We start from the raw sequence: 24,806 nt of genomic DNA, 5'->3' as shown, positions 1-24,806 counted from the left end.
TAGATTAATGCGCACTAACTCTGTACAATCGCAACTCATTTTTTATAGGCGATTATCTAGGCCGCAATGTGTAACAACGAGGCGTTATGTTAGAACAACAAACCTGTGCTGAAAAAGCAGCAAATACAGTCAACACGGTTGAATTATCAACCGACCAAGCAAAAAAAATTAACTTAATGAATTTAACACGCCAGCAAATGCGTGAGTTCTTTAAAGAATTGGGCGAAAAGCCGTTTCGTGCCGATCAGTTAGTGAAATGGATTTATCATTTTGGCGAAGATAACTTCGACAATATGACCAATATTAACAAGAAGTTAAGAGATAAATTAAAACAAGTAGCTGAAATTAAAGCCCCTGAAGTCGCGGTGGAGCAACGTTCTGCTGACGGTACTATTAAATGGGCAATGCAAGTGGGCGATCAGCAAGTGGAAACCGTGTATATTCCAGAAGCAGATCGTGCCACCTTATGTGTCTCTTCACAAGTAGGTTGTGCGTTGGCTTGTACGTTCTGTTCGACTGCACAACAAGGGTTTAACCGTAACTTGACGGTGTCTGAAATTATTGGTCAAGTTTGGCGCGCCTCAAAAATTATTGGTAACTTTGGAGTAACTGGTGTGCGTCCGATCACCAACGTGGTAATGATGGGGATGGGCGAGCCATTGTTAAACGTGGCAAATGTTGTGCCTGCGATGGAAATCATGTTAGATGATTTTGCGTATGGTTTATCAAAACGCCGTGTGACGTTATCCACTTCGGGTGTTGTACCTGCGTTAGATAAATTAAGTGAAATGATTGATGTGGCGTTGGCGATTTCGTTACATGCACCGAATGATGAATTGCGTGATGAAATTGTGCCAATCAATAAAAAATATAACATCAAAATGTTGATGGATTCGGTAAACCGTTATTTAAGCGTGTCGAATGCGAATCACGGTAAAGTGACTATTGAATATGTAATGTTAGATCATGTTAATGATGGTGTGGAGCACGCACATCAGTTAGCACAGGTGTTAAAAAATACACCATGTAAGATCAATTTGATCCCTTGGAACCCGTTCCCAGAAGCACCTTATGCGAAAAGCTCAAACTCGCGTATTGATCGTTTCCAAAAAACCTTGATGGAATATGGGTTCACCGTGATTGTACGTAAAACCCGTGGCGATGATATTGATGCCGCTTGCGGGCAATTAGCCGGTGATGTAATTGACCGAACAAAACGTACTGCACAGAAAAAGCAATTTGGTCAAGAAATTGCAGTGAGAAATCATTAAGACAGTCATGATGGCTGAGGACGTAAAAAGGAGAAAAAATGAACCGCACTTTTCGATTTGGGATCGCGAGCATTTTTTCTCTTTTGCTTTGTGCTTGTGTGAGTCAAGAAGGTAACAATACGTTTGATTCACATGAGGCGGCAAAAGCCAGAATTGAATTAGGTTTAGGCTATTTATCTCAGCATGATTTTGCGCGAGCAAAGCAAAATTTTGATAAAGCTTTATCCCATGCCCCAAATTACTATTTATCTCATGCGGTCTTAGCGTATCTCTACCAAAAACAAGGTCATCTTGATTTAGCCCGTCACGCTTATGAAAAGGCGATAAAATTAGATAAAAATCAAGGCGATGTATTAAATAATTATGGTGCCTTTTTATGCCAACAAGGTGAGTTTGAACAAGCTTACAAACAATTTTCTCAAGCATTAAATGCCCCACATTATTATCAACACGCCGATACTTATGAAAATTTGGTTTGGTGTGCGTCTTTTGCCAAAGACGCTGTCCGTTATCAACAAAATTTGCAACATTTAACGCAGTTTGATCCCAATAGAGCAAAAAAATTTCCGCCACATATTGAGTAACTCAGGATAAAAAGACAGAAAAACACTTTTTCACATAGCTTATCTAGCGAATAGCTATTGCAAAAGCCCCTGTACAACTTTAAACTTTACCCTTTGGATTTTGTGTAAATAGATGGTGTGAAATGAATACTGCGACAAATAATATTGAGGAAAAAGTACTCACTCTCGGCGAACAATTCCGCCAAGCACGCGAGGCGCTTAACCTTTCCATTGAAGATGTTTCTAAAAAAATCTCTCTTAGACCCTCTATTTTACAATTGATTGAAACGAATCAATTGGCTCAAAAGTCAATTCCAGCCACTTTTATGAGAGGTTATGTTCGCAGTTACGCTAAATTTCTCAAATTACCTGAATCCGTATGGGTACATGCAAGTTTTGGTGAAGATCATAAGAATGATCTAGGTAAAAATGCACGTGCAACCAGAGCGGTTAACCATTATTCCTCGCATAACCACTGGATTGGTTGGTTAAGTTTACTTGTTGTTCTCATTGTGGCGGGGATGACGGGTCTGTGGTGGTGGGAAAACTATACTCAGTCTAATGCCGAGCGCGAGAGTTTAGTGCAACATTACGTTGACACAACACCGCAAAGTAGCGTCGTACAAAGCACACCAATAGCGAGTTCTACTGCATTGGCGGATACTACACAAAATGCAACAGTGCTCAGTGCCTCAAGTGTAGTGATACCGACGACACAAACTACCTCTTCTACTGATCTTCCTGTGACGATCAGCCCAGTAAGTGACCAGCCGATCACGTCTGCGGATGTGTTAAAAGCGGAAATGGAAAAATTAGATGAAAAAAGCGAGAAAAATCTTCTTTCACATGAGACGGTGGCGACCCCTTCTCATGAATTACACATTGAAGTCACCGGTGGTTGTTGGATTAGTGTGCAAAATGAGAGTGGAAAGATTCTTGCACAAAAAGAATACAAACAAGGTGATGTGTTGACGTTTAATGAAGGTGTGACTTATTCACTGATTATAGGTGCGCCAGCAAATGTTAAGATCACATATAAAGGCGAGGACTATCCGCTAAAAGTAGATGGTCGTGTCGCTCGATTTAAATTACCACAGTAATGTGGCTGATAAGGTAGCAAACAATTATGTTAGCCAAACCAACGATTAAGCGTAGAGAATCAACCAAAATCTATGTGGGGAACGTGCCGATTGGTGGGGATGCGCCTATTGCAGTGCAATCCATGACCAATACTAGAACAACTGATGTAGAAGCCACTGTGGCGCAAATTAAAGCGCTGGAACGTGTTGGTGCGGATATTGTTCGTGTTTCAGTCCCGACAATGGATGCAGCTGAGGCATTTAAGCTCATCAAGCAGCAAGTGAATGTGCCTTTAGTGGCGGATATTCATTTTGATTATCGTATTGCGTTAAAAGTGGCGGAGTACGGAGTGGACTGCTTGCGAATCAACCCGGGTAATATTGGTCGTGAAGATCGTATCCGTGCAGTTGTCGATTGCGCCAGAGATAACAATATTCCGATCCGTATTGGGGTGAATGCCGGATCTTTGGAAAAAGATCTGCAAGAAAAATACGGTGAACCGACGCCCGAAGCGTTATTGGAATCAGCGTTACGTCATGTAGAAATTCTAGAACGCCTTAATTTCGACCAGTTTAAGGTCAGTGTGAAGGCATCTGATGTGTTTTTAGCGGTCGAATCCTATCGTTTATTGGCAAAAGCCATCAAACAACCCTTGCATTTAGGCATCACCGAAGCCGGCGGCTTTCGTGCTGGGGCAGTAAAAAGTGCGGTGGGGTTGGGCATGCTTTTAGCGGAAGGCATTGGCGATACATTACGCATTTCGCTTGCGGCCGATCCTGTTGAAGAAATCAAAGTGGGCTTTGATATTCTCAAATCATTACGGATCCGCTCTCGTGGTATTAACTTTATTGCTTGCCCAACTTGTTCACGTCAAGAGTTTGATGTGATTGGCACGGTTAACGCCCTTGAGCAACGCTTAGAAGATATTATTACACCAATGGATGTGTCGATTATCGGCTGTGTCGTTAACGGACCGGGTGAAGCACTCGTCTCTGATTTAGGTGTCACGGGTGGTAATAAGAAAAGCGGTTATTATTTAGATGGGGAACGCCAAAAAGAGCGCTTTGATAATGATGATCTAATCAATCAATTAGAAGCCAAAATTCGTGCCAAAGTGGCGGCGCAAGATCCCAAAAATCGAATTATTTAAAATAACAAAAGAAAAAATAGGATAGTATTGTGGCAAAAACAATTCAAGCAATTCGTGGTATGAATGATTGTTCCCCAACGGAAAGCCCATTATGGCAATGGGTCGAAGGAAAAGTGCGGTCAGTTTTACAAAATTATGGTTATTCTGAAGTGCGTATGCCAATTGTCGAAAGTACGCCATTATTTGCTCGTGCGATCGGTGAAGTAACCGATGTAGTATCCAAAGAAATGTACACTTTTTGGGATAACGATGAGCAATTAACTTTGCGTCCAGAAGGGACAGCAGGTTGTGTACGTGCAGCGATTGAACATGGTTGGATTTATAACCAAGAACAACGTTTATGGTATATGGGACCGATGTTCCGTCACGAACGTCCACAAAAAGGACGCTATCGCCAGTTCCACCAAGCAGGTGTTGAAGTGTTCGGTATTCCTAATCCGGAAATTGATGCTGAGTTAATTATGCTTACGGCACGTTTATGGAAAGAATTGGGCATTGCTGAGCATGTCACCTTGCAACTGAATTCAATTGGTTCATTAGAGGCGCGTAAGAACTATCGTTCTGCTTTAGTCGCTTTTTTACAGCAACATGTTGATTTATTAAGTGAAGAAGAAAAAGAACGTTTAGAGAAAAATCCACTGCGTATTTTGGATACAAAAAATCAAGCGTTACAAGAGGTGCTAAATGATGCGCCAAAACTGTTAGCGTATTTAGATGAGGATAGCCGTGAACACTTTGCCCAACTTTGTGCTTTACTGGATGCGGTAGGGATTCAATATGAAGTGAATCCAAAACTGGTGCGCGGTTTAGATTATTACAACAAAACTGTTTTTGAGTGGATGACTTCTGCGTTAGGAGCACAGGGCACTGTTTGTGGTGGTGGTCGCTACGACGGTCTTGTTGAGCAATTAGGTGGTCATGCGACGACAGGTGTGGGCTTTGCGATGGGGCTAGAACGCTTAGTGTTATTGGTGCAAGAAGTGAATCAAAGTATCAGCTTGCCAAGTGCGGTTGATATTTACGTAGTTTACCAAGGCGAAGGGACAACATTAGCAGCATTTCAGTTAGCTGAAACTCTCCGTACTGAATTGCCACAATTACGTGTGATGACCCACTGCAGTGGTGGTAACTTTAAAAAACAATTTAAACGCGCAGATAAAAGTGGTGCGACATTGGCGTTAGTGATTGGTGAAAGTGAAGTGCAAAATCAACAAGTTGTGGTTAAACACTTACTTGGTGGAGCCGAGCAACAAACACTTGCATTAGATGATATTGTTGATTACATTAAGAACAATTTTTAATCGAGAAGGAAGAGGAAAATGGCTTATACTGCGGAAGAAGAACAAGAGCTAAATGAGATTAAAACATGGTGGAAGGAAAATTATAAAACTTTAATCGCCTCGGTCATTATTGCATTTGGTGGTGTGTTCGGTTGGAATTACTGGCAAAGTCATCAGTTAAATAAAATTCAACAAACTTCAGCTCAGTATGAACAGGCACTGTATAGTACAGCAGATTTTGCTAGCAAGAGTGCGCAAATTGAGCAGTTTGTACAAGCGAACAGCAAAACCAGTTATGCGGTTTTAGCCTTGTTAGAAAAGGCAAAAGTTGAAGTGGAAAAAAAGGAGTTTGCTCAAGCAGAGCAATCCTTAAAACAAGCCCTAGCGCAGTCAACAGATGAAAACTTATCCTCGATTACAGCATTACGTTTAGCATCAGTACAATACCAACAACAAGCCTTTGACATGGCATTAGACAGCTTGAAACAGGTGAAAGAAAGCAGTTGGGATAGTCGTAAAAACTTACTGATTGGTGATATTTTATTAGCCAAAGGGGATAAGGTGGCGGCAAAAGCCAGTTATCAACAAGCGTTAAATAATGCCTCACCATTAGAAGCACAGTGGTTACAAGTGCGGTTGAATAATTTATAAATTTACTTGAAAGGCTTGGAAGGTATTTTCCAAGCCTTTTTTCTTTCTCTTTTTTGTTAACTCAAGGCATATTTAGGGTAAATAAGCTGTTTGTGTTGATGAAAATGCTGATTATGTTCGTGTCGGGTGGCATTGCCCAATCCGCCCTTTTTTGATAAAACAAGTAGTACGATATTGGCTGAAACAAACCACGATAAATTAGGAGTTTATGATGACAATCCGCCTTCCACCTCCCGTGATTTTTCTTGCTTGTGCGGCTGTGATGTGGTGCCTTCCCCCGATTTATCAATTTGCTCGTCATACGTGGCTAGTTGGGCTGTTTATTTTGATTAGTGGGATTATCGGTTCGGGCAGTTTATGGCAATTTTGGCAAGCTAAAACCACTGTGGATCCCATTCGGCTAGAGAAAAGCAGTGCTTTAGTCGTGAGTGGTATTTATCAATTTAGCCGCAATCCGATGTACTTAAGTTTGGCGTTACTATTGCTAGCTTGGGGATTATGGCTTGCGAGTTTAAGTGCGGTGCTTTTTTTAGTAGTTTTTGTGTTTTGTATCACACAATTTCAGATCAAGCCAGAAGAGCGGCAGTTAGAAAAATTGTTTGGCGATGCCTATTTAGACTATAAACAGAAAGTGCGACGGTGGTTATAACTTTTAGGGAAAACTGACCGCACTTTTACGGATGGAGATAAACCTGAGACTAGACAAAAAAAGCAAAGTACTTCACTGCACTTTGCTTTTTTATTATCGGATAAGGCGTGATTATTGACTTAAATCCACTTGATATATCGCGAATCCCACTTCGTCAGTTCCGACTTGAACCATTGGATATTGCGCTCTCTCTTGGATAAATTGTTTTGCTTTTTCACTTGGTGAGGTTTCAAAACGGATATCCAATTTCACTTTGCTTGTGATCGGGGCAATACGCCAATTTTTATCTGCACTTGGATTGACCTGACCATGGGTTTTGCTTTCAGATGAAATATAATTTGCTAAAATTTGACGGTTTTCATCAGGGGCAGCAAATACAATATGGCTATCGCCAGTGCCTGGGAATTTCGCACTATAAGCACGGTAGTTATTGGTTGCAATTAAGAACTCTGCTTTTGGATCCACTGGTTTACCTTGGTAGGTCAAATTAATCACACGTTCAGATTGCGCATTGATTAATTTACAATCGCCATCATAACGCGCTGGCTTCGTGATGTCGAATTGATATTGTACGCCATCAATCACATCGAAGTTGTAAGTACGGAAGCCTGTCCAGTCTAATAAGCTTTGTGGTTGTTCATTGCTTGGGTCAATTTGTTTGAACATCCCCGCACTACACTCCAACCATTCTTTTAATTCTGCACCGCTGATTTTGACAATCACTAAGGTGTTTGGATACAAGTATAAGTCAGCTGCATTGCGGAAGGTTAATTCTCCTTTATCGACTTCGGTATAACCCGTTGGATCATTTTTGCGTCCACCCGCTTTAAATGGGGCGCCCGCACTGAGTACAGGCAAGCCAGCCAACTCAGGTAAATTTTTCACCACATTTTCCGCATAAGCACGTTGCGCTTGGTTAACGATCTGTACTGTTGGGTCATCTTGTACTAGCGCAAGATAGCTGAACATATTATCGACGGCTCGACCAATCGGTTGTGAAACAAATTGACGCGTTGCATCATGAACAGGCGCAAGTAAGGCGTTCATCTCATCGTCAGGTTGTGCAATCGCCATTTTTTTCTCGTTGTCATAAATTGGACGCAGTTCGGCTTTTCCATTCACAACAACCCATTTATCACCATGTTGTGCTAATTCTAAATCGACTACGCTGATATTGTTCCCCCAATAGCCCGCCATACTTTCTGGGACGCCTTTGACTGTCCCTTTCTCAATGTCCACATTTGGGGATTTGGCAAATTCTTTATTTGGGAATAAGCGGTGTGAGTGACCAAAAATAACGGCATCAATGCCTTTGACATCGGCAAGATAGAACGCCGAGTTTTCTGCCCCTTCTTTATATGGCTCATCGGATGGTCCAGTGTGCGCAAGAGCGATGATGATATCCGCGCCTTTTGCCTTTAATTCTGGCACATATTTTTCAGCCGTTTTTTTAATATCATGGGCTAAAACATGTCCCTCTAAATGGGCTTTATCCCATACCATCACTTGTGGTGGGACGAAACCGATATAGCCAATTTTGATCATTTGTAAGTGACCATTAGCATCTCTAACCCCTTTCTCTTGAATCACATAAGGTTGATAGCGTGGTTCACCAGAATCGGCTTTGACTACGTTGGCATTGATGATCGGGAAGTTGGCTTCGGCAATAGCATCATCTAAATATTTTAAGCCATAATTGAATTCATGGTTACCTAGGGTGCCTACGTCATATTTCATGGCATTAAGCACTTCAATAGCAGGGTTCATTTTACCTTCTTTATACCCTTTTGCCGCTTGATAGTCAGCAATTGGGTTACCTTGAATTAAATCACCATTATCTACTAATACCGAGTTTTTGACTTCTTTGCGTGCTTGGCGAATTAAAGAGGCGGCGCGTGTAAAACCAAATTTCTCTGTTGGTGCGTCTTTATAGTAATCAAAGTCAGTTAAGAAACTATGTAAGTCCGTGGTGGCAATAATGCGCAATGAAGCTGAATTTTGTGGGGTAGCAAAAACATATTTCGATGCAGTAAACGTTAAAATACTGCATGCGCCTAATTGTAGAAAACGTCTTCTATCCATAATTACTCCTTTCTTGGAAATATAAATACATTAGGGGGAATCCATTCTAGAGAAAGTTACGTGCTAGCTCTAGTGATTTCTTTGTATAGATTGTGATCTCTCTCATAAATTTGAAAAAAAGTACAGTGAGGGAGAGAAAAGGGAGGAAGAAAGAAAAATCCCCTCGATTGAGGGGATTGAGAGATTATTTTGTGCAGTTGCAATGTTCAACTTTTTTCTCGAAGCGTTCTGCCACGAAATCCCAGTTTACTACGTGCCAGAATTCTTTAATGTAGTCTGGACGGCGGTTTTGGAATTTCAAGTAGTAAGCGTGTTCCCAAACGTCTAAACCTAATAATGGGTAACCTTCACAACCCGCAATAGCTTTACCCATTACAGGTGAATCTTGGTTCGCGGTGGATACGACCGCTAATTTACCGTTTTCTTGTAAGACTAACCATGCCCAACCTGAACCGAAACGGGTTGCTGCCGCTTTTTCAAATTCTGCTTGGAAGGCTTCCACAGAGCCAAAATCACGCACGATGGCATCTTTTAGTGCGCCTTGTAACGTGGTACCTTTTTTCAGGCTTTTCCAAAATAGCGAGTGGTTTAAGTGACCACCCACATTATTGCGGATAGCTGTCAATTTATCAGCAGGCACCTCTGCTAACTTAGTTAATAATTGACCTGGGCAACCTTGTGCTAATTCTGGTAAATTTTCCAATGCAGCATTGGCATTGTTGACATAGGCTTGATGATGTTTTGAATGGTGAATTTCCATCGTCATTGCATCAAAATGGGGTTCTAATGCATCGTAGGCATAGCCTAATTCTGGTAGTGTATAAGCCATAATTATTTCCTTTATTGAGTGAAAGTAAGGGGGCATTATTGCCAAAAAGTAACAAGATTTTAACAGGAAACTTGATTAAGATCATTATTTCTCTGCAGTTAACACCAAAAATCTCAGGGCAGATTTTTACCTCTGCCCTGATTTTGCTATCCACTACTTACAAGTGGGTTCAACATTAGCTGCCGCAATCGCGACCATATTAATGATCCGGCGTACAGAAGACGCGGAGGTGAGAATATGAACAGGTTTATTCATCCCCATTAAAATTGGTCCGACTGTAATTGGGGTGGCAGTGCCCTGTAATAGGTTCAAACTGATCCGTGCAGCTTCCATATTTGGCATCACCAATAAGTTTGCCGCCCCTTTTAATGGACTGTCTGGCATGATGTCCTGACGCAATTTCTCATTTAAAGCGACATCACAGTGCATTTCGCCATCAATGATCAAGTCTGGTGTTTTTTCTTTCACTAAGCGTAAAACTTCGCGCATTTTGACCGCACTTGGATCATCAAAGGTGCCAAAATTAGAATGGGAGACTAAGGCAACTTTAGGTTCAATACCGAAACGGCTTACTTCATTGGCTGCCATAATGGTGATCTCAGCTAATTCTTGTGCGGTTGGGTTATGGTTAACAAAGGTATCTGTAATGAATAAGTTACCTGTTGGCAACACGAGCCCATTTACTGTCGCAGGCGTTGGGACACACGGTTGGACACCAATCACTTCTTTAATATTGCTTAAATGCGAAGCATAAGGACCGACTAAACCACATAACATGGCATCGGCTTTGCCGAGTTGGAGCAAGGTTGCACCAATCACAGTCGGATTATGTAGCATTTTACGTTGCGCACCGGCTGGCGTAATGCCTTTGCGTTTAAGCAAGTTGTGGTAAGTTTTATAACATTCCTCAAAATAAGGGTTGTTTTCGATGTCCACTAATTCAAAATCACGCCCTTCTTGAATGTGTAAACCAAGCTGTTTAATTTTTTGTGCGATGACACTTGGACGACCCAATAAAATTGGGGTTGCAATACCTAATGTTGCGATTTCTTGCACAGCATGTAAAACACGAGATTCTTCACCATCGGTGAGTAAAACACGTTTTTTATTTTGCTTCGCTTGAGCGAACACCGGTTTCATGAACAAGTTTGTTTTGTACACAAACTGCGTGAGTTTTTCAATGTAAGCATCAAAATCTTTAATTGGACGCGTGGCGACCCCCGAATCCATGGCTGCTTTAGCTACCGCTGGGGCAATTTTGACAATTAAACGGGGATCAAACGGCTTAGGAATTAAATATTCTGGACCAAAAGATAATTCCGTTTCGCCATAAGCTGAGGTAACCACTTCACTTTGTTCGGCAAGTGCAAGATCCGCAATGGCATGCACTGCCGCGAGTTTCATCTCTTCGTTGATTGCTGTTGCACTCACATCTAATGCCCCACGGAAAATAAATGGGAAACAGAGTACGTTATTGACTTGGTTTGGGTAATCAGAACGTCCCGTGCAAACAATTGCATCTGGACGAACGGCTTTCGCTAAAGGCGGTAAAATTTCGGGATCAGGGTTAGCTAACGCAAGGATTAACGGGTTGGCCGCCATGGTTTTTACCATGTCTTGGGTTAATGTTCCCGCCGCAGAGCAACCTAAGAAAATATCCGCATCGTTGATGACTTCCGCTAACGTACGTTTACCATTGTCTTCAATTGCATATAATTTTTTAGTTTCATCCATGCGTTCATCGCGACCATGGAAAATCACCCCTTTTGAATCACAGACGATAATATTTTCACGCGGTAAACCTAAACTGACCAATAAATTTAAACACGCAATCGATGCGGCACCCGCGCCCGAGGCAATCAATTTAACCTTGGCAATGTCTTTTTTCACGATACGTAAGCCATTCAAAATCGCAGCAGCACTGATAATAGCGGTACCATGTTGGTCATCATGGAAAACAGGAATTTTCATCCGCTCACGTAATTTTTGTTCAATATAGAAACATTCTGGGGCTTTAATATCTTCCAAGTTAATGCCACCAAAAGTGGGTTCTAGCGAAGCAATAATATCGACTAATTTATCTGGATCTCTTTCGTCAATTTCGATATCAAATACGTTGACACCGGCAAATTTTTTAAATAACACCCCTTTCCCTTCCATTACCGGTTTTCCCGCTAATGCACCAATGTTGCCTAAACCTAAAACCGCCGTACCATTGGAAATCACAGCAACTAAATTGCCTCTGGAGGTATAACGATAAGAGGCAGCGGGATCTGCTTGGATTTCTAAACAGGGGACCGCAACACCGGGGGAATAGGCGAGCGCTAAATCACGCTGTGTTGCCAGCGATTTGGTCGGAGTCACTTCTATTTTTCCCGGTGTTGGAAATTCATGAAAATCGAGAGCAGCTTGACGTAATTGTGCATCCATAAAACAGTCCTCTTGTGAGTAAATAAATTATCGTAATAGACAAACCATTATAAATAAATTGAGAATAAAAAACGTGACCTAAAACACAGTATTGGGATTTTGTTTTTTTCGTCAACTTGCTTATTTTTTAATAATTCCCCCTCTTGTGCTGAAACATAGTAGAATGCGTAAGTTAATGAATGAAGGACAACGTAAATTAGCATGCGATTAGATAAATTTTTAGCCGAAAATACAGGACTAACCCGCTCACAAGCGAATAAAGTCTTAAAGCAAAGTGCGGTCACGGTAAATGGACACGTTGAGAAAAATGGTGCACAAAAAGTCAGTCAAACAGATGAAATTTGTTTAGATGGCGAGCATTTACCTTGGGTATCTGTAGGACAATATTTGATGTTATACAAGCCGCAAGGCTATGTTTGCTCTCATGAGGATGGGGATTATCCAACGATTTATCAATTCTTTGATTATCCGTTGGTAGGTAAATTGCATAGTGCCGGACGATTAGATGTGGACACGACCGGGCTCGTGTTATTAACTGATGATGGAAAATGGTCACATCGTATTACGTCCCCAAAACACCATTGTGAGAAAACCTATCTGGTGACACTTGCCGATCCTGTGGAAAGCCATTATCAACAAGCCTGTGCAGAAGGTATGCTATTGCGTGGTGAGAAAACCCCAACGAAGCCTGCAACGTTAGAAATTCTTGATGATTACAATGTGAATTTAACGATTAGTGAAGGACGTTATCATCAAGTCAAACGGATGTTTGCAGCTTTGGGGAATAAAGTAGTAGGCTTACACCGTTGGAAAATCGGCGATATTGAATTAGACGAAAATTTAGCAGAAGGTGAGTACCGTTCGCTTTCTGAACGAGAAATAAATAGTATTAAGAAAGGATAGTATGTTGGCTGAACAAAAGCCTGTAAAAGCAGGCACTATTTTTATCATTACATTAGGGATTTTATCTATGCTTCCCCCTTTAGGTGTAGATATGTATCTTCCCGCTTTTTTACTGATTGCAAAAGACTTAAATGTAACGCCTGAACAAGTTCAACACACTTTAACATTTTTTGCCGCAGGGATGGCAATTGGACAACTTTTTTGGGGACCTGTAGGCGATAGTTATGGGCGTAAGCCGATTATTTTATTAGGTGTACTAGTAAGTGCTGTTGCGGCATTGATTTTAACCCATATTTATTCGATTGGTCAGTTTACAGGATTTCGTTTTATACAAGGCTTTTTTGGGGCAGCACCAGTGGTATTGGTTGGCGCGATTCTACGTGATTTATTTCATAAAAATGAATTATCTAGGATCATGTCATCAATTACCTTGGTTTTTATGTTAGCACCTTTATTAGCACCGATTATTGGCGGTCACTTAGTTTCTTGGTTCCACTGGCATTCTATTTTTTATGTTATCAGTTTTATGGGATTTTTGTCCTGTTTATTAGTCTTCGTGATCATTCCTGAAACACATCACAAAACACAGCGGATTCCTCTTAGGTTAGGTGTTGTTGGACGAAACTTTTTAGCACTTTGTCAGCAAAGAGAAGTGTTAGGTTATATGTTTGCTTCTGCTTTTGGTTTTGGTGGTTTATTTGCTTTGATTACGGCAGGTTCAATCGTTTATGTCGGGCTTTATGGTATACCTGTAGATAAATTTGGCTATTTCTTTATGTTTAATATTGCTGTTATGATAATCGGATCTTTCATTAATGGTCGTATTGTTAATAAAGTAGGGACTGAAGTGATGCTTAAAGCTGGTTTGCTTATTCAATTTATCGCGGCCATTGGTTTGATCATGGTTTCTCTTTTTGATCTTGGTTTTTGGCTTATGACATTTTGTTTAGCTATTTTTGCAGGGCAAAACCCTTTAATTTCATCGAATGCTATGGCATCTATTTTAGAAAAGTTTCCCAAAATGGCTGGTACCGCCAATTCTGTTGTTGGTAGTGTACGGTTTGGTACGGGAGCAATAGTTGGTTCTCTAGTTGCTTTGATGCCAATGAAAAGCGCTGCACCGATGTTATTAACTATGGCATGTTGTAGCGTCGCAGCGGTCAGTTGCTATTATTTTTTAATTTATCGACATTCAAAAGATTAAAATGACAAAGCTCACTATTAAAGATATTGCACGTTTAAGTGGAGTTGGAAAATCCACTGTCTCACGAGTGTTGAATAATGACTCTAAGGTTAGTGAGGCAACACGTCAGCGTGTGCAAAATGTGATTGCACAATATAGTTTTCAACCCTCAAAATCAGCTCGTGCAATGCGTGGTGTGTCTGATCGTGTAATCGGTATTATTGTCACACGTTTAGCTTCAACAGCAGAAAACCAAGTGCTATCAAGTATCCTTCCTTCACTCTATGCACAACAGTGTGAGCCTATTATTGTTGAAAGCCAATTTAAGCCAGAATTAGTGAAAGAACATTTAGCCTTTTTCCAAAAACGTGGTGTAGATGGCGTGATTTTATTTGCGTTTAGTGAGTTAGAGGAAACTGATTTACAGGGATGGCGGCATAATATGGTTGTCATTGCGAGAAATTATACTCAGTTATCTTCAATTTACTATGATGATAGAAAGGCTGTACATTTATTGATGACACATCTTTATAAAGAAGGGCATCGTAAAATTAGTTACTTAGGTGTGAATGATCAAGATGCGACTACAGGTTATACTCGCCATCAAGCTTATTTGCATTTTTGTAAAGAGTATGGTTTACAACCTTGCTCTTTACAAGGTGAGTTAGGGTATGAATGGGCATATAATCATACAAGTGCAGTTATTTTTCCTGAAGTTTCGGCTCTTGTTTGTGCAACTGATACTTTGGCAATTGGCGCACTAAAATATTTACAAGAAAAACAGTTGTCGCATATCCAAGTTTGTGGGGTTGGAAAAAGTCGACTACTACATTTTTTATTTCCTAATGTATTAAGTGTTGATTTAGGTTTTGATCAGGTTGGTGAGATTACAGTAAAACAGTTATTTGATTTATTGGAAAATCAGTCAATTCAGCATCATTGTCTCGATTGTCGATTAGTTATTTGATGTCTTTATTTATCTTTTTATTAAATTTGTGATCTTGATCTCATTTATATTCCTTATTTTTGGGAACGTTCCCATTGATTAAATAATCAACATATTTATAATGGACAACAATTTATGCTTTCTCCCATTGATGAAAAAAAGAGGCTATTTTATGGCAAAAATTGATCCAAGTGCAGTAGATAAAATTATTGAATATGTTGGTGGTCGTGACAACATTGCAGCAGTAACTCATTGTATTACCCGTTTACGCTTTATTTTGAATGATGATGCAAAAGCAGATGCTGAAAAACTGAAAAGCTTACCAATGGTAAAAGCCAGTTTTGCAACAGGTGGTCAATATCAAGTGGTAATTGGTCAAGAAGTTGGTGACTATTACAAAGTTTTACTTGAAAAGACAGGCTTAGCTAATGCGGATAAAGAACAAATCAAAGCAGCGGCACGCCAAAATCAAAAATGGTATGAACGCAGTATTTCTCATTTAGCTGATATTTTTATTCCATTGCTACCAGCACTAATTAGTGGTGGTTTGATTTTAGGTTTCCGTAATGTGATTGGTGACATCAAAATGTTTGAAGATGGCACTAAAACACTAGTTGATATCAGTTCATTCTGGGCAAGTATGCACAGTTTCTTATGGCTGGTCGGTGAGGCGATTTTCCACTTTTTACCAGTAGGTATCTGTTGGTCTATCGCACGTAAAATGGGAACATCGCCTATCTTAGGCATTGTGTTAGGGGTCACATTAGTTTCACCACAATTAATGAATTCTTATGCATTAGGATCACAACTGCCTGAAGCATGGGATTTTGGATTCATGGCAATTGAAAAAGTGGGGTACCAAGCTCAAGTGATTCCAGCAATTATGGCTGGGCTAGCATTGTCATTTATCGAGCGGTATTTAACTAAAATTGTGCCAAATTATTTGAATTTAGTGATTGTGTCAGTAGTGTCTATTATATTAGCAGTTTTCCTTGCACATTCAATTATCGGTCCAATTGGACGTGAAATTGGTAATGGTGTTGCCTTTGTTGTAAAACACGCTATGACAGGTGATTTTGCTCCGATTGGCGCAGCATTATTTGGTTTCTTATATGCCCCATTAGTTGTAACAGGTGTACATCAAACAACGCTAGCTATCGACTTCCAAATGATTAGCAGTATTGGCGGTACGCCAGTATGGCCTTTAATTGCACTTTCAAACATTGCTCAAGCATCAGCCGTATTAGCGATTATTTATGTTAATAAAACAGCAGAATCTCGTGAAATCTCTGTGCCAGCTGCAATCTCTGCTTATTTAGGTGTAACAGAACCTGCTATGTATGGGGTTAACTTAAAATATCGTTTTCCTATGCTTTGTGCCATGATTGGTTCAGCTACTGCTGGTTTAGTTTGTGGTCTAGCTGGTGTATTAGCGAGCAGTATTGGTGTGGGTGGATTACCTGGAATTTTATCTATTCAACATCAATATTGGGCAGTCTATGCTTTAGCTATGGCAATAGCGATTGTTGTACCATTCATTCTTACTACTCTTGTTTACAAACGTAAAGAAAAAGCAGGTACATTAAATTAGTCAAACTTTTTTTCATCCCTTTTGTCCTTCAGAAAGGGAGAAAGTGCGGTTTGTTTTAGCAGAGTTTTGGATAAAACAATAGTGCAAAAGGACGGATAGATGTTAACTCGCGAAGCTATTTTAAAATACATTGAACGAAAATATGCTATTCGTCCTGATTATCCTTGGCAAGATAAACCTTGTTATGCTGTATTCCGACATCCACATAACCATAAATGGTTTGCTTTGATTTTAACTGTGCCAGCAATAAGTTTAGGTTTAGCAGAGACAGAACAAATCGATATTATTAATTTAAAATGTGAGCCAGCTGTCATTGATAGTTTACGCCAAAGTGAGGCTATTTTTCCTGCCTATCATATGAATAAAAGACATTGGTTTAGCTTACGTCTTAATAGTCCTTTTCCGCAACAACAACTTTATCATTTAATCGACTGGAGTTTTGATTTAACTCGTTAATTGATAGCAACACACTTTTGTAAGGGAACAATATGAGTAATAAAAATTGGTGGCAAAATGGGGTTATCTACCAAATCTATCCAAAATCTTTCCAAGATACAACGGGAAGTGGAACTGGCGATATTCAGGGAATTATTAAGCGTTTAGATTATTTAAAAGAATTGGGTGTTGATGGGCTTTGGATTACACCGATGTATGTTTCGCCACAAATTGATAATGGTTATGACATCGCTAATTATCGTGATATAGATCCGAGTTATGGCTGTATGGCTGATTTTGAACAGTTAATTGCACAAGCGCATCAACGAGGCATCAAAATTGTGATGGATATGGTGTTTAATCATAGCTCAACTTTCCATCGATGGTTTGTTGAGGGTGAGGACCCAAATAGCGAATATCACGACTATTATATTTGGCGTGAGAGCCTAACCAATTGGAAGTCAAAATTTGGCGGTTCAGCATGGAAATGGTCTGACAAAGCACAAAAATATTATTTGCATTTATTTGCACCCGAGCAGGCGGATTTAAATTGGGAGAACTCAAAATTACGAGAAGAACTATTCGACATTTGTAAGTTTTGGGCAGAGAAAGGTATTGATGGCTTGCGCTTAGATGTGGTGAATTTAATTTCAAAACCTGAACAATTTGAAGATGATCCCGAAGGGGATGGGCGTCGTTTTTATACGGATGGACCGAAAATTCACCAATATTTACAGTTATTAAATCAACGTGCACTCACTCCTTATGGCTTAATGACGGTTGGAGAGATGTCTTCGACGACCTTAGAAAACTGTCAAAAATATGCCAATTTAGCAGGCACAGAACTCTCGATGACTTTTAATTTTCATCATTTGAAAGTCGATTATCCAAATGGGGAAAAATGGACTTATGCTCAACCTGATTATGTGCAATTGAAATCTATTTTTAACTATTGGCAACAAGGTATGTATGGCAAAGCTTGGAATGCCTTGTTCTGGTGTAATCATGACCAACCGCGTATTGTGTCACGCTTTGGTAATGAAGAACAATGGCATCAAGAGTCAGCAAAAATGCTAGCTATGTTATTACACGGCTTGCAAGGAACGCCTTATATTTACCAAGGTGAAGAATTTGGTATGACAAATCCAAATTTCACTACTATTGAGCAATATCGTGATGTAGAAAGTTTAAATGCTTATGCAGAATTACAGGAAAAAGGCATTGATGAAACATTAATTATGCAAATTTTGGCACAAAAGTCTCGTGATAATAGCCGAACACCAATGCAGTGGGATGACTCGGCACAAGCTGGATTTACAACAGGTGAGCCTTGGATTGATGTGGCAAAAAACTATTTAAAAATCAATGCAAAATCTGCCTTAGCTGACAAAAATTCAGTGTTTTATACCTATAAAAATTTGATCGCATTACGTAAGAAATTGCCGATTTTAACAGAGGGTGATTATCAAGATTTAGCCCCTGAACATCCCTTATTGTGGTGTTATCAACGCCAGACTTTAGATGAAAAATTGCTTGTATTGGCTAATTTAAGTGAAGTAGAACAGATATTTGAATTACCTCCAGCGTGGTGTCATAAGGAAGTCATATGTTTGATGAATAATTATGGAGACTATAGAATTGAAAATAGGCAAGTTACGTTAATGCCTTACCAAGCAGTCTATCTTCATCAATAATTAAAGAAAATAAAAAGTGAAAAATAAATTATTTTTCACTTTTTTCTCACTGATAAAATTTGTTTTAAACGGACCGCACTTTAGGATATTAGTAGTACGATTTTTTTGTTATTTTAATTTTTCAGGTACTCTAGGGGCAATTAATCGTTTAAGTTTTGTGCCTTCAAGATTAATATGACCAAATCGAGGATGGTTGTTATTCCAGTCTTCTACCGCTTGTGTTAAGGTTTCTGCTTTATCCGCAACAAAATTCCACCAAATTACAGTGGGATGCGGCAGAGGTTCTCCCCCTAATAACATGAGATGACAGCCTTCTTCTCCTTCTAAAGTAAATGTCCCATGTTCATCACAAGCAGTTAATACAGCAAGTTCATCTTGTTGGTATTCTTCACCATTAACAGATAACGTACCGCCAATCACTAGCGCGCCATATTCCCAACCTTTTTCTACTTTTACTGTCAGTGAAGTCTTTTTAGTAAACTGTACATCTAAGCCTAATAATGGGCTAAATTGCGTTGTGGGTGCCGTATGACCAGCAAAGCTACCTGTTGTTAAGATAAAATTAATGCCATCTTCGGACCACTCTGGTAGAGTCGGATAATGTTCAAAATTAGGCTTAATTTCTTGATTCATTGGTAATGCAATCCAAAGTTGCACAGCGTGCAAATCTTTGACGTTTTCAGGTGTTTGCTCCGTATGGCAAATACCATAATTGTTTGTTCCTGCCGTCATTAAATTGACTTGTTTAGGGCGAATTAATTGACGAAAGCCTAAACTATCCTGATGCCATACCTCACCAGAGAGCATCCATGTAAACGTTTGTAGGTTTGTATGAGGATGTGAGCCGACTTGTAAACCATCTGATTCTTGTGAAAATTCAGCAGGACCAGCATGATCTAAAAAACACCATGCACCAATTGTTTTTTTGCTTGATTTAGGTAAAAGTCGAGCAACTGGGATTCCACCGACATCTTTCGTCAGTGCTGTAAACTTATCAATGCTCATGAACAATCTCCTTATTTTATGAAAGTGACAAAATTAGCGGCAAATTTAGCTAAGAATCCAGCTGTACGTTCATTTGTAACTTTTCCCTCTTCACTCAATGCAGTATGTGCTTGGCTTAAGTAGACTTCCGCACTCAGTACATTACTGCCTAGTGCCTGAAGGATTTGACGTGTATGTAAGCCTGAGTTGATACCGCCGTATGAGCCGGGAGAGGCAGTTGCAACAGCAACTTTTTTACCCGCCCATACATTTTGTCCAGATGGTCTGCTGCCAATATCAAGTAAGTTTTTGAGAGAAGCAGGTACGCTACGGTTATGTTCAGGTGTGACGATTAATACGGCATCTGCTGTTTTTAATTGTTCACGTACACGCTCATAAACAGGGACAGTGATACTGTCAAGATCTTGTGTATAAAGAGGTAGATCCTGAATTTGTACAACATCACATTGTATATCTTCTGGGAATTGCTTCACGATAAATTGTGCGATCTTATGTGTCATTGATTTCTGACTAATGCTGCCTAATACTAATGCTACTTTCATGATTCCTTCCTTAAATTCAGTGGTTAAATTTTAAGTGTTCATATTTTGTAATCCTTACCTTTGATACAATATATCGAGAGAAAGAGTGAGTAAGTCATGAACAATGACTAATTTAACATATCGACACAAAATCACATAGACAGATACAGTTTTGATAGAAAGTGTATTATGTAATAGACATAGCCAGACATTTATCAGTAAGAGATGATTGCTTGTTTTTCATGCAACAATCAGCAGTTATTTTGTGAAAAAATGCGGTTTATTTTTAGTTTGTTCATTTAAGCTGTTTAACCTGTATATGGATTTTTTTAGTAAAAAAGCTAGAATACGCACACTTTTCATTGAATATATTATAGGAGAAAAAGATGGCAGCTGAAGGAGCCAGTAGCTTAGTACAAGTCGTTGCATTATTAGGGGCGGCAGTGATTGCAGTACCTTTGTTTAAGCGTTTAGGATTAGGATCGGTATTAGGTTATTTAGCCGCAGGGCTTATTATTGGACCATTTGGTTTTGGTTTATTTACAGATCCACAGGCAATTTTACATGTCGCTGAATTGGGCGTAGTCATCTTTCTATTTGTCATCGGGCTTGAAATGCATCCTTCGCATTTATGGCATTTACGTAAGCAAATTTTTGGTTTAGGTAGCTTACAGGTTATTTTAGCAGCAGTATTGTTAACAGGAGTAGGGGTTGCATTTGGTTTTTCATTACCTGTTTCTTTCGTCAGTGCTTCAGGCTTTGTGTTGACCTCAACGGCTATTGTTATGTCCGAATTGGCAGAACGTAATCAGCTTTCTACTTCAAGTGGGCAAAAAATTGTTTCTGTATTATTATTCGAAGATTTGCTCATTGTTCCATTGTTAGTGATAGTTTCTTTCCTTTCTCCTATTCATACTGAAAGTGATACACCTTTGTGGCAAAGTATTGGTATTTCTTTATTGTCAATTACTATTTTAGTTATCATTGGTCGTTGGCTATTAAACCCATTATTTAAAATTTTAGCACGTTATAAAGCAAGAGAAGTCATGACAGCTGCTGCGCTATTGGTTGTATTAGGTTCAGCTTTATTGATGGAGTGGGGTGGGCTTTCAATGGCAATGGGGGCATTTTTAGCAGGAGTTTTATTATCTGAGTCTAGTTTTCGCCATCAATTAGAAGCTGACGTAGAACCTTTCAGAGGTTTACTGTTAGGTTTATTTTTCCTAGGCGTAGGCATGGCGCTAGATTTGGCGGTTGTGGTAGATAGTTGGTTTCTGATCTTATCAGGTGTAATCATTTTAATGATTGTGAAATTTGCCACAATTTATGGTGTGGCTCGTATTGCAAAAAGCGATCATCAAGAGGCGATTGATCGTGCTTTTTTAATGGCGCAAGGTGGTGAATTTGCTTTTGTACTTTATTCTGCCGCTACTTCACAAGGCGTGTTAAGTGAAGTAGATAATGCCAATATGACAGCAATTGTCGTATTATCAATGGCAATTACTCCATTACTGTTAGTTTTACAGCAAAGATTTTTGAAACCTAAAGTAAAAACATTGCGAGAGGCAGACAATGTTGATGAGAAACATTCTGTATTATTAGTTGGAATGGGGCGTTTTGGGCAAGTTATTAATCGTATTTTACAGTTTAGCGGTTATAAAGTTACCATTATTGATATGGATGAAACGACAATTTCGGGCATTAATAAATATGGGATTAAAGCTTATTTTGGCGATGCAAGTCGTCCCGAACTCTTGTTAAAGGCTGGGATTGAAGATGCAAAAGTGTTAGTAGTTGCGATTGATAATCCTGAGCTGACATTGAGAATCGTTGAATTTGCAAGAGAAGTCAATCCAAATATTAAACTTGTTGTTCGCTCTTATGATCGAGTACATACTTTTAGGTTATATGGTAAAGGTGTAAATGATATTATTCGTGAAACCTTTGACTCAGCAGTGCGTTCAGGTAAACGTACATTAGAATATTTAGGAATGCCAAAAGAAACGGCTGAGAAAGTAGGTGAGCTTTATTTTAGAATGGATCGTAATGGTATGGGGAAAATGGCGAGTTTATATGATCCAGAATTATCACTCTTTGCGAATGAGGCTATGCTAGAAGAAGGGAAGTTACAAGATCAGAAAATCGCAGAAATGATACAAATATTGCTTGAAGAAGAAAAAATAAAGTGAATAACGAACCTATAAGTTAGTAAATCAATTTTGTTTAAATAAAATCGCCTATTGAATAAATAGGCGATTTTTTTGTTAGAAATCATAACTTTTGTTTTAAATCAATAAACCCTATGATACACCTCTAAAGAGGTAGCCTTTTATAAGCGCAATGACTACGCCAAGTGAATTGCTTATGATAGAATGCGAGCCATTAATAGGTGGAATTGATTAATTATGCAAAAAACTTATCAATTAAAAACGGAAAAGCTAGCTTGTCAGCGTGGTGACAAAATATTATTTACAGCCTTAAATTTAACTGTGAATAGTGGCGATTTTATACAAATTGAAGGGCATAATGGTATCGGGAAAACCAGTTTATTACGTATTTTAGTCGGTTTGGCTCAACAACTTGAAGGAAATATTTTCTGGAATAGCGAATTAATTCAAAAACAACGTGAAGAGTATCAATATAATTTACTCTATTTAGGTCATCATTCAGGTATTAAACCAGAGTTAACAGCTTGGGAAAATTTGAAATTTTATCAACATATTAGTGCAAGTGAACAGGGTGAAGAGATATTGTGGCAAGTGTTAGAAACCGTCGGGTTATTAGGACGTGAGGATATTCCTGCTGCTCAGCTCTCAGCAGGTCAACAACGACGTATTGCATTAGCACGATTATGGTTGTCCAAAGCACCACTGTGGATTTTAGATGAACCTTTTACAGCAATCGATAAAAAAGGTGTACAAGTTTTAACTGCGCTTTTTGAACAACATGTTCAAAAAGGGGGAATGGTGATTTTCACTAGCCATCAAGATGTGCAAAGTCATTTATTAACTAAAGTGCGGTTAGAAAACTATAAATTTATGGATTAATTTGTGAGTGAGGTAAGTGACTCATAAAATGAATAGGTTAGGGAAGATAAATTAAGTAACTATATGATATTTATTCAGATTATCAAACGGGAACTCTATATTGCTATGCGCAAACAAGCGGAAATTTTAAACCCGCTGTGGTTCTTTTTGATTGTAATTACACTATTTCCTTTAGTGATAGGACCTGAGCCTAAATTATTATCACGTATTGCCTCTGGTATTACATGGGTTGCTGCATTATTGTCAGCGTTACTCTCATTTGAGCGCTTATTTCGTGATGATTTTGTAGATGGTTCTTTGGAACAATTAATGCTAACAGCGCAACCACTTGCATTAACAGCCTTAGCTAAAGTCATTGCACACTGGCTATTAACAGGATTTCCTTTAATTTTATTATCGCCGATTGCGGCACTACTTCTCTCCTTAGAGATTCAAATTTGGTGGGCATTAGTATTAACTTTGTTTATAGGTACACCAGTTTTAAGTTGTCTTGGCGCGATTGGTGTGGCGTTGACCGTTGGATTACGTAAAGGCGGCGTGTTATTAAGTTTATTAGTTGTGCCGTTATTTATTCCCGTTTTAATTTTTTCGGCTTCTGTGTTAGAAGCTGCCAGTTTAAGCCTACCTTACAGTGGGCAATTAGCCATTTTAGGCGCTATTTTAGCCGGCTCTGTAACATTATCGCCGTTTGCTATTGCGGCTGCATTACGAATTAGCTTAGATCAATAAAAGGAAGGCATTATGTGGAAATGGTTACATCCTTATGCAAAATCAGAAACACAGTATCACTTGTGCGGTAAATTTTTACCCTTAACGGCATTACTGAGCGCACTTTTATTAGGCGTGGGCGTCGTGTGGGGGCTGGCATTTGCCCCAGCAGATTATCAACAAGGCAATAGTTTTCGGATCATGTATGTGCATGTACCCACCGCAATTTGGTCGATGGGCGTGTATGGTTCAATGGCAATTGCGGCTTTTATTGCGTTAGTATGGCAAATCAAACAGGCGCACTTAGCCATGATAGCGATGGCACCGATTGGTGCATTGTTTACTTTTTTAGCTTTGGTTACTGGTGCCGTGTGGGGTAAACCAATGTGGGGCACTTGGTGGGTATGGGATGCCCGTTTGACCTCAGAATTGATTTTATTTTTCCTGTATTTAGGGGTGATGGCACTTTATTCAGCCTTTCAAGATCGTGCTATTGGCGCAAAAGCAGCAGGTGTCCTGTGTTTAGTGGGGGTGATTAATTTACCGATCATTCATTTTTCAGTAGAGTGGTGGAATACCCTACATCAAGGGGCGAGCATTACGAAATTTGAGAAGCCTTCAATTGCGACCCCCATGTTAATTCCACTGATTCTCTGTATTTTTGGTTTTATGATGTTATACATTTGGTTGACGCTAATCCGCTATCGTAGTGCGCTACTGAAAGAAGACTATAAGCGTCCTTGGGTACAAGAATTAGCCACAAAACTCAAATAGGCTGGGGGAGAGAT

At 39.5% G+C, this 24,806-nt stretch carries 22 protein-coding genes; 17 read left to right on the top strand and 5 right to left on the bottom strand.

From position 1 onward, the window contains the following. Nucleotides 1-86: 86 nt before the first annotated feature. The 7 genes from rlmN (at nt 87) to CKV69_RS06350 (ending at nt 6,644) form a co-directional block, all read left to right on the top strand. Complete coding sequence (gene rlmN, locus CKV69_RS06380; RefSeq protein ID WP_010907446.1) at nt 87-1,271, top strand: dual-specificity RNA methyltransferase RlmN; 1,185 nt, start codon at nt 87-89, stop codon at nt 1,269-1,271. 38 nt (nt 1,272-1,309) lie between these two features. Beyond that, nucleotides 1,310-1,855 (top strand): type IV pilus biogenesis/stability protein PilW, encoded by a 546-nt coding sequence (gene pilW / locus CKV69_RS06375; RefSeq protein WP_014326356.1) that lies wholly within the window; start codon nt 1,310-1,312, stop codon nt 1,853-1,855. A 122-nt stretch (nt 1,856-1,977) separates the two neighbouring features. Continuing rightward, on the top strand, nt 1,978-2,934 hold the full coding sequence (locus CKV69_RS06370) for a RodZ domain-containing protein (protein ID WP_014326355.1): 957 nt from the start codon (nt 1,978-1,980) through the stop codon (nt 2,932-2,934). Between the two features lie 26 nt (nt 2,935-2,960). Then, a complete protein-coding gene (gene ispG, locus CKV69_RS06365) occupies nt 2,961-4,064 on the top strand; it encodes a flavodoxin-dependent (E)-4-hydroxy-3-methylbut-2-enyl-diphosphate synthase (RefSeq protein WP_014326354.1) in 1,104 nt (367 codons plus the stop codon). 29 nt (nt 4,065-4,093) lie between these two features. Continuing rightward, nucleotides 4,094-5,365: a histidine--tRNA ligase gene (gene hisS / locus CKV69_RS06360; protein WP_014326353.1), complete on the top strand. Its 1,272-nt coding sequence runs from the start codon at nt 4,094-4,096 to the stop codon at nt 5,363-5,365. An 18-nt stretch (nt 5,366-5,383) separates the two neighbouring features. Beyond that, nucleotides 5,384-5,995: a YfgM family protein gene (locus CKV69_RS06355; RefSeq protein WP_005725137.1), complete on the top strand. Its 612-nt coding sequence runs from the start codon at nt 5,384-5,386 to the stop codon at nt 5,993-5,995. A gap of 211 nt (nt 5,996-6,206) precedes the next feature. Beyond that, complete coding sequence (locus CKV69_RS06350) at nt 6,207-6,644, top strand: methyltransferase family protein (protein WP_005758199.1); 438 nt, start codon at nt 6,207-6,209, stop codon at nt 6,642-6,644. A 111-nt stretch (nt 6,645-6,755) separates the two neighbouring features. Here the strand turns inward: CKV69_RS06350 and cpdB are convergent, their stop codons facing one another. The 3 genes from cpdB to CKV69_RS06335 form a co-directional block, all read right to left on the bottom strand. Next, nucleotides 6,756-8,729 carry a 2',3'-cyclic-nucleotide 2'-phosphodiesterase gene (gene cpdB / locus CKV69_RS06345; protein ID WP_025248510.1) on the bottom strand — a complete coding sequence of 658 codons (1,974 nt, stop codon included), beginning with the start codon at nt 8,727-8,729 and terminating at the stop codon, nt 6,756-6,758. A 181-nt stretch (nt 8,730-8,910) separates the two neighbouring features. After that, nucleotides 8,911-9,555: a superoxide dismutase [Mn] gene (gene sodA / locus CKV69_RS06340; RefSeq protein ID WP_005750998.1), complete on the bottom strand. Its 645-nt coding sequence runs from the start codon at nt 9,553-9,555 to the stop codon at nt 8,911-8,913. Between the two features lie 153 nt (nt 9,556-9,708). Beyond that, on the bottom strand, nt 9,709-11,985 hold the full coding sequence (locus CKV69_RS06335) for an NADP-dependent malic enzyme (RefSeq protein ID WP_005750999.1): 2,277 nt from the start codon (nt 11,983-11,985) through the stop codon (nt 9,709-9,711). 201 nt (nt 11,986-12,186) lie between these two features. On the opposite strand from CKV69_RS06335, the gene rsuA reads away from it, so the two are divergent. The 6 genes from rsuA to treC all read left to right on the top strand — a co-directional run bounded on the left by rsuA (nt 12,187) and on the right by treC (nt 18,737). Beyond that, nucleotides 12,187-12,888 carry a 16S rRNA pseudouridine(516) synthase RsuA gene (gene rsuA, locus CKV69_RS06330; protein ID WP_014326348.1) on the top strand — a complete coding sequence of 234 codons (702 nt, stop codon included), beginning with the start codon at nt 12,187-12,189 and terminating at the stop codon, nt 12,886-12,888. Nucleotide 12,889: 1 nt separating this feature from the next. Further along, the gene (locus tag CKV69_RS06325) at nt 12,890-14,092 is read left to right on the top strand and encodes a Bcr/CflA family multidrug efflux MFS transporter (protein ID WP_014326347.1); all 1,203 of its coding nucleotides are present in this window, start codon (nt 12,890-12,892) and stop codon (nt 14,090-14,092) included. Nucleotide 14,093: 1 nt separating this feature from the next. Beyond that, nucleotides 14,094-15,038: a trehalose operon repressor TreR gene (gene treR, locus CKV69_RS06320; RefSeq protein ID WP_014326346.1), complete on the top strand. Its 945-nt coding sequence runs from the start codon at nt 14,094-14,096 to the stop codon at nt 15,036-15,038. Nucleotides 15,039-15,189: 151 nt separating this feature from the next. Further along, nucleotides 15,190-16,608 carry a PTS trehalose transporter subunit IIBC gene (treB, locus tag CKV69_RS06315; RefSeq protein ID WP_025248509.1) on the top strand — a complete coding sequence of 473 codons (1,419 nt, stop codon included), beginning with the start codon at nt 15,190-15,192 and terminating at the stop codon, nt 16,606-16,608. 99 nt (nt 16,609-16,707) lie between these two features. Next, nucleotides 16,708-17,064, top strand: coding sequence for an MmcQ/YjbR family DNA-binding protein (locus tag CKV69_RS06310; RefSeq protein ID WP_005719661.1), 357 nt, complete (start codon nt 16,708-16,710; stop codon nt 17,062-17,064). A gap of 32 nt (nt 17,065-17,096) precedes the next feature. Beyond that, entirely contained in the window at nt 17,097-18,737 is a 1,641-nt protein-coding gene (gene treC, locus CKV69_RS06305) for an alpha,alpha-phosphotrehalase (RefSeq protein WP_016533053.1), read from the top strand. Between the two features lie 108 nt (nt 18,738-18,845). On the opposite strand, the gene CKV69_RS06300 is transcribed toward treC, so the two are convergent. After that, nucleotides 18,846-19,742, bottom strand: coding sequence for a pirin family protein (locus CKV69_RS06300; protein ID WP_014326343.1), 897 nt, complete (start codon nt 19,740-19,742; stop codon nt 18,846-18,848). 11 nt (nt 19,743-19,753) lie between these two features. Then, on the bottom strand, nt 19,754-20,284 hold the full coding sequence (locus tag CKV69_RS06295) for an NADPH-dependent FMN reductase (RefSeq protein ID WP_005719655.1): 531 nt from the start codon (nt 20,282-20,284) through the stop codon (nt 19,754-19,756). Nucleotides 20,285-20,649: 365 nt separating this feature from the next. Here CKV69_RS06295 and CKV69_RS06290 point away from each other — a divergent pair, with 365 nt between their 5' ends. The 4 genes from CKV69_RS06290 (at nt 20,650) to CKV69_RS06275 (ending at nt 24,792) form a co-directional block, all read left to right on the top strand. After that, entirely contained in the window at nt 20,650-22,452 is a 1,803-nt protein-coding gene (locus tag CKV69_RS06290) for a monovalent cation:proton antiporter-2 (CPA2) family protein (protein WP_014326342.1), read from the top strand. 216 nt (nt 22,453-22,668) lie between these two features. Further along, nucleotides 22,669-23,310 carry a cytochrome c biogenesis heme-transporting ATPase CcmA gene (gene ccmA, locus CKV69_RS06285; RefSeq protein WP_005720526.1) on the top strand — a complete coding sequence of 214 codons (642 nt, stop codon included), beginning with the start codon at nt 22,669-22,671 and terminating at the stop codon, nt 23,308-23,310. A 63-nt stretch (nt 23,311-23,373) separates the two neighbouring features. Next, a complete protein-coding gene (ccmB, locus tag CKV69_RS06280) occupies nt 23,374-24,039 on the top strand; it encodes a heme exporter protein CcmB (protein WP_016504445.1) in 666 nt (221 codons plus the stop codon). A gap of 12 nt (nt 24,040-24,051) precedes the next feature. Further along, nucleotides 24,052-24,792: a heme ABC transporter permease gene (locus CKV69_RS06275; protein WP_005751001.1), complete on the top strand. Its 741-nt coding sequence runs from the start codon at nt 24,052-24,054 to the stop codon at nt 24,790-24,792. Nucleotides 24,793-24,806: the final 14 nt, after the last annotated feature.

The organism is Pasteurella multocida, assembly GCF_900187275.1.
GTDB lineage: Bacteria > Pseudomonadota > Gammaproteobacteria > Enterobacterales > Pasteurellaceae > Pasteurella > Pasteurella multocida.
Note: the sequence above shows the minus strand (reverse complement) of the source record. Positions and strands in the feature narration are given on the sequence as shown.